Genomic DNA, 12821 nt, shown 5'->3' with positions numbered 1-12821 from the left:
CTTTCGCTTTTTATATGATCGGGTTGATCCCTAAAATTTCCAGGTCGCGCTTTAGCTTTTCCGGGGAGGTGAAGAGCAGGGATTTGATACCCAGTTTTTCTGCCGCTAAAACATTGCGGAGGTTATCGTCAATAAACAGAGCGTTTTTAGCTTTTACGTGATACCTGTCTAATAATATCTTATAAAAAGCAGGTGTGGGCTTGCGCATTTTTTCGGTGCCCGATACAACGATGCCGTCAAACCAGTTAAGAAAATCAAAACGTTCTACAGCAATGGGGAAAGTCTCGGCCGACCAATTAGTAAGGGCATAAATTTTATAATTGCCGCTATCTTTAAGTTGTTTAAAAATCTCGACCGAGCCTTCAATGGCATCGCCAAGCATCTCGTTCCACCGGCCATAAAACGCGCGGATGTTTTCTTCGTGATGAGGGTGTTGGGCAACCAGCAATTCGGTTCCTTCATGCAAGGAGCGGCCGGCATCTTGCTCTTCATTCCAGTCAGGCTTGGTAATGTTCGCCAGGAAATCTTTCATCTCCTGCTCGTTGGCAAATAAGTTACGATAAAGATAATGCGGGTTCCAGTCGATAAGCACCGCCCCAAGGTCGAATATGATGGTATTAATCATTTCTTAGCAGCATTCTGTTTTTCAAATTTCAGTTTGAGCTTTTCCTTATTGTCTTTCTCAGTTAACTTATAATCGCTCACCACCGAATCCTTACTCATGTAAAGTACAAGCGTTTTAGCGTAAACCGTATCAATACCATCCATCTTACGGACGATCTCGTATTCAAATTTCTTTTCGGTAATACCGGTACGTTGTGGGTATTTAAGCAACCCTAAAGCTTGTTTAAAGGTTAGCCCTTTTAGTTTATGCGTAGCCAGCAGATCATCAACCATGCCGTTACGCTTAGGGAAGGTAATACCATCTCCATCGTTCCAGCCTTCTGTGGTAAACTTTTCTTTTTTTATATCGCAACCTGATAACGCCGCCATAAATGTAACTACAGTTAGGGCCTTTAAAAACACACTTTTGAACATGGCAATATTGCTAAACATTGTTTAGCAAATATCCTTTAAATTCTTCAAAGCTTGTACCTAAACTTGTTGCGTGATGCGCTTTTTTCGCCAAGGCGTTTACTTGCTCAGGGATTTCAATTTTATTTGCAATTTCAGGCGTAAATACATCCGGGAATTTACACGGGTGCGCCGTTGCTAAAAATACGCCGGCAGTATCTTTAACACTGTGATCTTGCTGGTAGGCTTTTAAAGCTTTCCAGGCAATAGCTGTATGCGGGCATGCCACATAATTGTATTCCTGGTATATTGCCTCTATTGACTTCAGTGTTTCTTCATCACTATAGGTATAGCCCACAATAAGTTTTGTGAGGGCCTCGGGGTCTTCTTTAAATAAGTCGGCTATGCGCACCCAGTTGCTTGGGTTGCCCACATCCATTGCGTTTGATAATGTTGCTACAGATGGCTTAGGTTGATAAACACCTGTTTTTAAAAATGCAGGTACTGTATCATTGGCATTGGTAGCCGCTATGAATTGCGCTACAGGCAAACCCATTTTCCAGGCTAATAAACCAGCGCCAATGTTGCCAAAATTGCCGCTTGGTACGGCGAATACAACATTGCTTATACCCTCGCGAAGCAATTGCGCGTAGGCATTGAAGTAGTAAAATGTTTGCGGGATAAGGCGGGCTATGTTGATAGAGTTTGCCGAGGTAAGGCGGAATTTCTCATTCAATTCCTTATCAGCAAAAGCGTGTTTAACTAAAGCCTGACAATCATCAAAAGTACCGTCAATTTCCAGCGCACGGATGTTTTGGCCGTTCGTGGTCAACTGCAATTCCTGGATCTGGCTTACCTTGCCTTTGGGATAAAGGATGGTTACCCTTGTATTGGGCACACCTAAAAAGCCAAGTGCAACTGCGCCGCCCGTATCGCCGGATGTGGCAACCAGTACATCCAATTCCTTTTCGCCTTCTTCTAAAAAGTAACTCATTATGCGGCTCATAAAGCGCGCGCCAAAATCCTTAAACGCCAATGAAGGGCCGTGGAATAGCTCTAAAACGTAAACATTCGCCTCTAACTTTACCACAGGTGCGTAAAAGTTAATGGCATCATGGACAATAGCCTTCAGGTCATCCGCAGGAATATCGTCACCCAAAAAGTTTTGTGCCACGTGGAACGCGATCTCCGGCAGGGTATATTGATCAATATTATTTAAAAATTTATCATCAAGCCTTGGTATCTCAACCGGCATGTATAAGCCTTTATCCTGCGGCATACTGTTAAAAACCGCCTCTTTGAATCCAACCCTTAGGTTTGTATTATTAGTGCTGTAGAATTTCATTTAAGCCCCCTCTAAATCTCCCCCGAAAGGGGAGACTTTAATTTTATGTGTTAATATTGTATTGATGTATTCCCGCTTTTCTAATAAGCCCTCCCTTTCGGGGAGGGCTTGGGTGGGGCTATTATCCCAATACCCGTGGCCCGGCATCATTTATGGTTGACACGTAGCCGTTAGAGCCTATTTTGATACTTGTTAAATGCTTTTGTAGTTTAGCAGTGATGCGTTTAGCCGTTTCCTCATCGCGGGTAAAGGCAAATACCGAAGGGCCCGAGCCCGAGATACCGAAGCTTACCGCGCCCAATTCCATGGCCATTTCGCGCATTTCGTAAAAATCGGGGATAAGCATGCTGCGCACAGGCTCTACCAAAACGTCTTTCATGCTGCGGCCAATAAGGTCAATATCTTCCATAAATAAACCGCTTACCAAACCTGCAATATTTCCCCACTGGGTTACGGCATCTTTCATCTGGATGTTTTTGCGGATGATCTGCCTTGCTTCTCTTGTAGGTACATCCACATCGGGGAATACAATGGCACACCATAGATCTTTAGGATGAGGCAAACGCACTACATCCAATGGCTCATAGCTACGGATCAATACAAAACCACCCAGCAAAGCAGGTGCAACGTTATCCGCGTGGCCATGCCCGCATGCCATCTCTTCGCCTTTCATGGCAAAAGGCAGCAGAGTTGATGGATCGGTATCATCGCCCATTAATGTTTTAATTGCAAATAGCCCAGCAACGGTACTGGCCGAGCTTGACCCCAAGCCGCTGCCTATCGGCATTTTTTTGTGAAGTTCGATATCCAGGCCAATGTCCATCCTATTGATACTGCGCAGGTAATGTTCTACGCTTACGCTCACCGTGTTTTTTGCCGGGTTAAGCGGCAGCCTGCCATCGTCGCCGGTAATTTTACTAATGGTGATGCCGGGTTTATCGGTGATTCTCATAATTACCTCATCGCCGGGTTCATTAACCGCGAAGCCCAGCACATCAAACCCACAAACCACATTGGCAACCGTAGCCGGGGCAAAGACGTGGATGCTATCCAATGCGTTTTTACCCGCCTTGGCTGGTTTTTTTAAATCTTGTATATCGTTACTCATATTATCTTATTCATTAGAACACATCGTTGTCCTCTAAGAGGAGATCAAGCCTTATCTTGTATTCAGATTAAAATTCCGCGCCCTTAATTCGCCCCTACATTTATCAAGTCGGCAAACACGCCTGCTGCGGTTACTTCAGCACCTGCGCCGGGTCCTTTTACAACCAATGGGCGGTCTTTATACCTATCGGTAGTAAATGATATAATGTTATCACTTCCACTCAGCATGTAAAACGGGTGGCTTTCGTCAACACTTTGCAGGGTGATGGATGCCTTGCCGTTTTCCAGCTTGCCTATGTAGCGCAATACTTTTTTGTCTTTTTCGGCTTGTTGTTTCAAATTGGTAAAGAAGGCATCTTCGGCTTTGAGCGCGTCGTAAAAAGCTTCAACAGTTTGCGCTTCCAAACATGCTTTTGGCAAGACGCTTTCTATCTGTACATCGGCCTCTTCCATTTCATGGCCTGCGTCGCGGGCAAGGATCAATATCTTACGCATAAAATCTTTACCACTCAAATCGTCACGAGGATCGGGTTCGGTATAACCTTTTTCTTGCGCTGCTTTCACCACATCGTGAAAGTTGGCATCCCCCTTAAAATGATTAAAGATGAAAGATATAGTTCCTGACAGGATAGCCTCTATCCGTTGGATACGATCGCCGCTGCTCATCAAATCTTTTAAGGTACGGATGATGGGCAGGCCTGCACCCACATTGGTTTCGTAAAAGAAATCTACACCGTGCCTGCGTGCGGTATCCCTGAAAGTTTTGTATTGCGCAAACGATGCGGAGTTGCCTATTTTATTACAGGTTACTACTGATACGTTGGCTTTAAAAACATCCTCGTAGAAAGCGATGGGTGCGGGGCTGGCGGTGTTATCGATAAACACGCAGTTCGGCAAGTTCATTTCCTTCATTTTGGCTATGAAGCCTGCTAAGTCAGCGGCGTTTTCTGAAGCCTGCAGATCGTCTTGCCAAGTATCTAAAGACAACCCATCGGCATTGAAAACCATTTTACGGGTATTGCTGATGCCTACTATTTTTACCTGGATGCCGTTGTTCTTTTGTAAAAAATCTTTATGCGCATTTAGTTGGTTAAACAACGTTTTACCGATATTGCCTGTGCCTAAGCAGAACGCATGCAGCGTTTTGGTTAGTTCGATAAAGAAGGCATCGTGCACGGCATTTAAAGCCTTAGCTAAGTCATGTGCAGAGATGATCACCGAGATATTATACTCTGACGATCCTTGCGCTATTGCCCTTACGTTTACACCGTTACGGCCAAGCGCATGGAACAACTTCCCGCTCATGCCGGGGGTTTGTTTCATGTTTTCGCCCACAACGGCTAATATGGCCTGGTCTTTTTCTACTACCAATGGCTCCAGCTTATTCGCCAATAGCTCCAGTTCAAACTCCTGCTCTATTAAAAGTTTTGCCTTATCAACCTCGTTTGGCTGCACGGCGAAGGTAATGCTGTGCTCTGATGATGACTGGGTGATGAGGATGATATTGATCTGCTCCCGCGCAAGCAACGAAAATAACCTGCCGCTAAAACCCGATTTACCCACCATGCCGCTGCCCTCTAAATTAAGGATGCTGATGTTATTGATAGACGAGATGCCCTTGATAGGTAAGGTAGACGCCTTACAATCGTGGCGGATAACTGTACCTGCAAAAGCTGGCTCAAAAGTATTTTTGATCACGATAGGGATCTTTTTTAAAAACGCCGGGATCATGGTTGGCGGATAGATCACCTTTGCGCCGAAATAGGATAACTCCATCGCTTCGGTATAAGTAAGTTCTTCTAACGGGAATGCTTTTTGCACCATGCGCGGGTCGGCAGTCATCATCCCATTTACGTCCGTCCAGATCTGAATCTCTTCAGCATTTAATGCCGCGCCTAATATTGCCGCGGTATAATCGCTGCCGCCACGGCCAAGGGTGGTTATTTGCCCGGCATCATTGCCCGCGATAAAGCCGGTTACGATGAGCAGCTTATCGCTGTTTTCGCGGTAAAACGTTTTGATAAGCAAGTCGGTTAGCTCGCTGTTTACTTTGGCGTTGCCAAAGGCGCTGTCGGTTTTTATTAGGTCCGACGCGTCAACAAACAGCACATCCTTAAAGTGCTGGGCGGCAATTTTGCTCACCATTAATGATGAACAACGTTCGCCAAAGCTCAATATCTGGTCGCGGGTTTTGGGAGTAAGTTCGCGCAAGGTAAGCACGCCCTGCAGCAATTCCTCTAATTGGTTAAAGTGAATTTTTAAGCGTGTATATGCAGGGTTTTGGTTTTGTACGTCAAGCAACGCCTTAACAGCATCAAAATGGCGTTTCTCTAACTCAGCTAACTGCGCGGTAAATTCTTTGCCATTGGCAGCATCCTCGGCCATTGATACCAACAGATTGGTTACCCCGCCCATGGCAGATAATACCACGACCGGGCGGTTGCCTAGCTTATCCTCATCCTTTAAAATTTCCAGTAAAGTTTTGATGCTGTTTACCGAACCTACCGACGTGCCGCCGAACTTTAGAATTTTCATTTTGTGATAAAATAAAAAAGCCTTCCTCTTTGCGGAGGAAGGCTTTCATTTGGTTTTGTTTATGTTTTTACACCATACGATTATCTTCCTCCGAAATATATCCCGGTGGTAATAATTGTTGTAATGGTGGTGTTGTTATTTCTCATATATATTATATCGGTAAAGTAAGTAGATTTTATTTTAATAACCAAATCTAAAGTTGTTTTATTTTTTCAAACCCTTTAAATCTTCCTAAATTGCGGCCGTATGCAGGGACTGATAACAAAATCAACCGGGAGCTGGTACCAGGTACGATCTGGCGACGAAACTATCGACTGCCGAATTAAAGGTAAGTTCCGGATCAAGGGGATAACTACTACCAACCCATTAGCGGTTGGCGACGTGGTTGATTTTGATATGGAGCCCGAGCAAGGTACAGGCATAATAACCAATTTACATCAGCGTAAAAACTATATAATCCGCAAGTCCATCAACCTTTCCAAGCAGGCGCAGATCATCGCCGCAAACCTTGATAGGGCTTTATTGGTGGTAACCCTTGCATCGCCCCGTACTTCGCTTGGCTTTATCGACCGCTTTTTGGTTACTGCCGAAGCTTACGATATCCCCGCCTGTTTGATATTTAATAAACTGGATCTGTTTAGCAAAGAAGGTTTAGAGATCTTAGCAGATTACCAGGCCATTTACGAGAACATCGGCTACCCCTGTTACTCGGTTTCGGCTTTGGAGGGCACTAATATCGATCATGTGCAGGAGTTGTTGAAAGATAAAGTAACGCTTTTCTCGGGCCATTCAGGGGTAGGTAAATCCAGCCTTATCAACCGCTTGCTGCCTGATCTTGACTTGCGTACCCACATGGTATCTGAATGGAGTGACAAGGGGATGCACACCACTACCTTTGCCGAAATGTTTGAACTGCCGCAAGGCGGATCCATCATTGATACGCCCGGCATTCGCGAATTAGGCGTTATTGATATAGAAAAAGAAGTGCTAAGCCATTTCTTCCCGGAGATGCGCAAACGGATGAACCAATGCCGTTTCAATAATTGCCGACACATCAACGAGCCCGGCTGCGCGGTGCTACAAGCGTTGGAAGACGGCGATATCTCGTTATCCCGATATGATAGTTACTTGAGTATTTATAATGGTAATGACACAAGGGCTTAACGGCCAACCCTTATCCTTGCATTTAAAAAATCTTGCAGGTAGCTACATTCGTTTGTAGCTCGTTTGAAAAAAGCGGTTGTTTTATAATTGTTTCTTAGCTCTCTAAAATAGGGGTTTTGCCTAACCAATATGTTATAATCTTCATCTTTTGAATGTATCCCCATCAAATTATATAAATTTTGTTTTTGCTGGCATTTTGCAGCCATAAAAGTGCACTTTGCTTTAAACTCAGGATCTTTACTTAGGCTGCATGCTTTTAAATAATATTTTTCAGCGTACAGGGCGTTAAGAAAATCTCCATCATAGTACTCCGTCGCTTCACGATACCGGTCATAAGAAGTATTGGTATAAGAAATGTAATACCACCCATTGCCATCCATCACCGTATTATAAACCCCATTGGCCATGATATAATAATATGACGACGCTTTTTTTGGATCGGCCTTCACCTTGTTTTGTAAGGATACCATGCGTTTGGCAAACTGTAATTTGGTATAACCTTTTACAGAGCTGGTGTATGCCTTTGGAAAATCAAGCATATGGCTTATAAATGGGTCTGAATGCAACGTTTTATCCCAATCATTTGGTGTTCTTTTTGAGAGCGACGGCGGAAGTTTCTTGAACGCGTCTGCGGCCCTGCTATATTTATGTTCGCGAAGAAATGAAGTACCTAACAGATCATACAAATTGTAATAGACGTTTTTGTTTATACCGGTAGTAAGCTGTTTAATGTACGGGGTTTTAACGGGTGCTTTTGCCCAGCTTATAATATTATTGAGGTGACCTGAATGAAGCTTACGCTGTAAAAAATCGGGTATATCAAAACCGGGCGGTCTTGGCGGGTGGTATTCGCTGTAGGTATCTATATAAGAATAACACAGCTGGCTTTTCAACAAAACCAACCCGGCCATCGCGGTATCTTTTCTGCTTAAATAGGCCGGCGCTAATACCTGCGCATAAAAATCGCGTGCTGACCGGGCGTATTGCCTCATATCATAGCTTTCATTATATCCTTTCCCTCCCGTGAGGTTAAACGCCCGTGTTTCCAGCGCTATCATTTTATTTAACCATGTTAACGACGGCACGAGCTCAGTTTCGTTAAGGATACGTTGTTTGTTTATCTTTTGCGTTAGCAGCAATAGTTTTATCAGCTGTTGCTGATTCGCAAGGTTGCTTTTTAATTTTTGGTTTTTTATGGCAGCCAATGCTTTCAACCCGTCCCGGGTATCGCCCGTTATCCAAGAAAGGTATGAAAACGCCAAGCTACCTAGGGCAGGTTCGGCACATTTACGCTCAGCAGCAAGCTTTTGGCAAAATGCCTTTAATGTGGGGAGGTACGCGGCCTGTTTTTTGGCGGTACTGTCTTCGCCCACAAAGTCGTAATAGCTGTATGGGTTATATATAGCTGTTTTATGTAGTTTAACAGACAAATACTGCTCTTCAATTTTGTTTATTTCGCGCACCAATAAAACTTTCAACAGCAGCGACTGTGGGTACACCTTATAAACCTGCTCCAGCGATTTTGTGCTTACGCGCGAATTGTGCAGGCCACTAATAGCATAAACAAATGCTTTTTCGCCCGGGGTTTTAGCAAACTTTAGCACATTAGCAGAGGCTTCATTGATATTGTTAAAATTTGTGAAAGCCTGGATTCGCCTCTCGGAATATAGGGCAAAAATTTTTGAAAACAGGTAGGCCGCTTTTGCGCTATTGCCGGCCGCTAATTCCCCACCAGCCCTTAAGGATAAAGCCCAGCCCATGACATGGCTTCGTGATTTAGAACCGGCTATATATTTATCGTAGATTTTATTTGATACTTTATAATCACCCGAATATCTTAACATTCGTTGAGCCTGATAATAGTAGCGTAATTTTATAAAGGCATCTTTTTCGGCACCCGCCCTCTTTAAAGCTTCGTATCCTTTATCGCGTAGGGCTTTCGGGTCAGGCGTTTTTGGGTTCCAACGGTCCTCTAACAAAACCGCCGCTAAGGGTTCTGCACCTTTTGCAAAGCGGTAATAGTTTAGCCCGCTATTTTTTGTGCCGGAAACAAGCACGTTCAAAAAGGTGTTTTTATAAAGGCTATCAGGGAGTTTTTTGTTGGGTTTAAGATAAGTTAATACCAGTACCGAATCTACCTTGCTGCTTAACCTGTACATTGCTTTTTCGACGTCATTCGCTGATGTACCTTTTCCAAGATAGGCTGCCCACTCAGACGAGTTTATTCCCCCCTCGCTGGCGGGTTTTTCATCATCATTTAAAAAAGCATACCCATTAAAGTAAAATGGCCGGTATGTGCTATTTCCCTGGATAGTGTTATGAAAAAACGATGCGTAATAATCGTATGGGTCCGCCTCCGGGCCACAGGCTACGTTAACCAATATCTCGCCAAAAAAACAGATCAGGAAGCTAATTAAGCAAATTAGTGACTTTATCCAGGTCTTCATATTTAAAGGCTTTAATGGTTGCCTCGTCAAGGTGAAAATAGGCAACATTTATGGTATCTGATTTAATTAACCCGGATAAATATTTCGCAGCACCCAGCAGGGCGGACAATGATGTATTTTCCCATCGCACCTCGTCATTTAATTTAAACCCGTACTGGGGCAAGTCGGTTTTTGCGCGATAACGGTTTCCCGTTTGTTTTGCAAATTGAGCCGGGTTGTTTAAGTCACGATAGCTCACATGTTTAGATATTCCGATGTACTCCTTATCTCTGAACGCCACGGCCCAGCTAAAAAGCGGTAATGCAACATCAACAGGTAAATGGTAATCGGCAATGTTACTGTTGATATATTTCTTCATTTCGGCGATATTTAAGATTGAGTTTTGATTGCCATACTTGCGCAAATTACCCATGTTATAACACATCAGCATCACCCTATCGGCGGGTGGTACGCCGTTGCGTTTTTGGTTTTTAAGCTGATGCAGCCTCAGCGTTACTGAAAGCATTTTTTGCCCGGCCTTCGTTTCTTTACGGATTTGTTGCAGCAAATAAAAATAATTATCGCGCGTGCTTGAAGTCCAGTCGCAATCTATTTGGAGTTCCTGGTAGTCGGGCAATCCGGCCTGTTCCACTTTTCCTTTTACAAAATAAAGGATCTTTTTAGTAAGGTCGTCAAGGTCGGGTTTGGTTGTACTTTTTAAAACATCATTTACAATAAATACTACCGGCACCATGCTCATTGTATCTGTCAACTTATTTTTAAACGTGATTGGCGAGATTGGGATTGGCGTTGTGCCGGCTTGATCCATATTAACATCCATAATGCGGACATAAAGTTTATTTACATGGAGCTTTTGGCTGTACATTAACTCCGCCGGGTTGGCGCTGTATGCGGTTTTCCAGTAATAAAAAGATGTGTTTATATTTCTATCGTGCCTGCACGCTGTAAATTGTAGAAGCAGTAACAATAGGGGGCGAAATTTCATTATTTCAAAAGTATTAATTTATAATTGTACTATGCGTGCAGTAATACAACGGGTTTCGGAAGCATCATGCCGTGTTGATGGCAACATCACCGGGGAAATTGGTATAGGATTTTTGGTGTTGTTAGGCATTGAGGATGCCGATAACGATGAAGACCTGCAATGGCTTGCTCAAAAAATAACCGGCCTACGCGTTTTTGGCGACGAGAATGGCTTGATGAATAAAGCCCTTGCCGACGTTAATGGCGAGATCCTGCTTATCTCTCAATTTACCTTATTCGCGCAAACCAAAAAGGGTAACCGCCCGTCGTTTCTGCGTGCGGCAAGGCCTGATAAGGCTACCCCGATGTATGAGCAAATGATAAAAATGCTGGAAATTATTACCGGGAAAAAAATAGCTACCGGTGTTTTTGGGGCAGATATGAAAGTTAGCCTGGTGAACGATGGCCCTGTAACGATTACAATTGATACAAAGGTGAAGGAGTAAGGCGCGTACACTTATGATTTTACTTACCCCGTCCCGATATCTATCGGGAACGCTTCGCTGGTCTATCGTCTGTGCTGACCAAAGAGGGTGAAAACTTTTGTCTTTTACTCCCTCTCCTTCGGAGAGGGCCGGGGAGAGGCCAACAAAAAAGGCCGGAGCAATCGCCCCGGCCTTCTACATAATAAATACTTAATTATAAATTATTGAACCTCAAAAACATTGCTAAAGCTACCACCATCCGGGTAGTAACCGGTGATGATCAGGCGGCCATTTTTTAGGTTGGTAATCACTTTATCCATATCGGCAACACTGCCTATAGGCTGCTTGTTGATGGACGTGATTACCGACCCTACAGGGATCTCGGTGTCATCAAAAATACCACCTGCGCGTACCTGGGTTACTACAACACCTGTACTTACATGGAATTTGGTTTTCTGCGCGGCATTTAACGGCTGGAAACTTGCGCCCAATTTGTTGAACAACTCAGCGGCCGATTTAGAAACTGCTGCGGTTTTATTTATAGGTGCATCTGCTTTAAGCGTAATGTTAAAGTTCTTTTCTACACCTGCACGTAAAACGGTGATATTTATCTTGTCGCCCGGCTGTAAACGTGCAACACGCTCTTGTAAGTCAGATGACTCGTAAACTGCGTTGCCTTCAACTTTGGTGATGATATCGCCTGTTTTAACACCTGCTTGCTCGGCACCGCCACCTGTTACCAGGCTGTTTACATAAAGGCCGTTTGTTTTATCGCTGTTAACTTGTTTCGCAGCTTCCGGATCGCTAAGGTCGGCAAAGCCGATGCCTACATAACCACGTTTAACGGTGCCGTATTTTTTAATATCGTTCAACACCTTTTTAGCCAGGTTGATAGGAATAGCAAAACCATAACCCTCGTACGAACCCGTGTGCGATGCTATAGCCGCGTTAATACCGATAAGCTCACCGGCAGTGTTTACCAATGCGCCCCCGCTGTTACCGGGGTTGATGGCAGCATCTGTTTGAATGAACGATTCGATACCTTTTCTAAGCGTAGGGTTATCCTGTTGCCTAACCGGGTATGGGCTGTCTTCGTCATCTTCTCGGCCAATAATATTGATGCTTCTGCCTTTCGCGCTTACGATACCTGCTGTAACGGTCGAGTTAAGTTTGAAAGGGTTACCAACAGCTAATACCCATTCGCCAACACGCACCGCATCCGAGTTACCTAATTTTACTATTGGCAGATTATTGCCTTCAATTTTTATCAGGGCAAGGTCGGTGTTTGGGTCGGTACCAATTACTTTTGCGTCAAAGCTGCGGTGATCGTTCGTAACGATGGTAATTTTCTCGGCCTTTGCAACCACGTGGTTGTTGGTTACAATATAACCATCGGGAGAAATGATTACACCAGAACCAGATGCCATCTGCGGGCCTTGCGGGCGCATGCGCTGGCCAAACATCTGGCCAAACATTTGCTCCAACTGGTCTTGCTGGCCACCGCCTTCGGCTTTAGTTGAATACGTTGTACGGATGTAAACTACCGCTGGCGTTACATCGGCCGCGGCCTGTGTAAAATCTACCGAACCCGCCGATGAGGTGACCGGGGCGTTTGAACGGTTGCTGGCAAAGTAAACTTTTTGTTTATCCTCTAAAGTCATGCTGTCGGCATACTTGTTTTCCACAAGCTTGTACACGCCTAACGCCATGGCACCACCCACAAAGGCGGTTAATAATGTTAAACCAATTTTTTTCATATTA

10 protein-coding genes are annotated in these 12821 nt (G+C 44.3%); 2 read left to right on the top strand and 8 right to left on the bottom strand.

Annotated features, from left to right (window positions below; all coding sequences use genetic code 11):
• Positions 1-10: 10 nt before the first annotated feature.
• From ABIB39_RS02585 to thrA, 5 genes are all read right to left on the bottom strand, one after another.
• Positions 11-625 (bottom strand): HAD family hydrolase, encoded by a 615-nt coding sequence (locus ABIB39_RS02585; protein ID WP_354427044.1) that lies wholly within the window; start codon positions 623-625, stop codon positions 11-13.
• The gene (locus ABIB39_RS02580; RefSeq protein WP_354427043.1) at positions 622-1056 is read right to left on the bottom strand and encodes a hypothetical protein; all 435 of its coding nucleotides are present in this window, start codon (positions 1054-1056) and stop codon (positions 622-624) included. The genes ABIB39_RS02585 and ABIB39_RS02580 overlap by 4 nt, the downstream gene beginning before the upstream one ends.
• Positions 1049-2359, bottom strand: coding sequence for a threonine synthase (thrC, locus tag ABIB39_RS02575; RefSeq protein WP_354427042.1), 1311 nt, complete (start codon positions 2357-2359; stop codon positions 1049-1051). Before thrC ends, ABIB39_RS02580 begins: the two co-directional genes overlap by 8 nt.
• A gap of 121 nt (positions 2360-2480) precedes the next feature.
• Positions 2481-3467, bottom strand: a complete 987-nt coding sequence (locus tag ABIB39_RS02570) for a homoserine kinase (protein ID WP_354427041.1) — start codon at positions 3465-3467, stop codon at positions 2481-2483.
• A gap of 83 nt (positions 3468-3550) precedes the next feature.
• A complete protein-coding gene (thrA, locus tag ABIB39_RS02565) occupies positions 3551-6001 on the bottom strand; it encodes a bifunctional aspartate kinase/homoserine dehydrogenase I (protein ID WP_354427040.1) in 2451 nt (816 codons plus the stop codon).
• A 246-nt stretch (positions 6002-6247) separates the two neighbouring features.
• Between thrA and rsgA the strand changes: the two genes are divergently transcribed.
• Positions 6248-7165 (top strand): ribosome small subunit-dependent GTPase A, encoded by a 918-nt coding sequence (rsgA, locus tag ABIB39_RS02560; protein ID WP_354427039.1) that lies wholly within the window; start codon positions 6248-6250, stop codon positions 7163-7165.
• Here the strand turns inward: rsgA and ABIB39_RS02555 are convergent.
• Both ABIB39_RS02555 and ABIB39_RS02550 read right to left on the bottom strand, forming a co-directional pair.
• Positions 7162-9612, bottom strand: a complete 2451-nt coding sequence (locus ABIB39_RS02555; protein ID WP_354427038.1) for a hypothetical protein — start codon at positions 9610-9612, stop codon at positions 7162-7164. The two genes, rsgA and ABIB39_RS02555, sit on opposite strands and share 4 nt — an antisense overlap.
• A complete protein-coding gene (locus ABIB39_RS02550; protein WP_354427037.1) occupies positions 9575-10597 on the bottom strand; it encodes a hypothetical protein in 1023 nt (340 codons plus the stop codon). The genes ABIB39_RS02555 and ABIB39_RS02550 overlap by 38 nt, the downstream gene beginning before the upstream one ends.
• A 31-nt stretch (positions 10598-10628) precedes the next feature.
• Between ABIB39_RS02550 and dtd the strand changes: the two genes are divergently transcribed.
• Positions 10629-11081 carry a D-aminoacyl-tRNA deacylase gene (gene dtd, locus ABIB39_RS02545; protein WP_354427036.1) on the top strand — a complete coding sequence of 151 codons (453 nt, stop codon included), beginning with the start codon at positions 10629-10631 and terminating at the stop codon, positions 11079-11081.
• Between the two features lie 200 nt (positions 11082-11281).
• On the opposite strand, the gene ABIB39_RS02540 is transcribed toward dtd, so the two are convergent.
• On the bottom strand, positions 11282-12817 hold the full coding sequence (locus tag ABIB39_RS02540; RefSeq protein ID WP_354427035.1) for a Do family serine endopeptidase: 1536 nt from the start codon (positions 12815-12817) through the stop codon (positions 11282-11284).
• Positions 12818-12821 lie beyond the last annotated feature (4 nt).

It is taken from the genome of Mucilaginibacter sp. UYP27 (assembly GCF_040547175.1).
Classification (GTDB): domain Bacteria; phylum Bacteroidota; class Bacteroidia; order Sphingobacteriales; family Sphingobacteriaceae; genus Mucilaginibacter.
The sequence above is the reverse complement of the archived record's forward strand: the minus strand, read 5'-3'. Positions and strand labels throughout refer to the sequence as shown.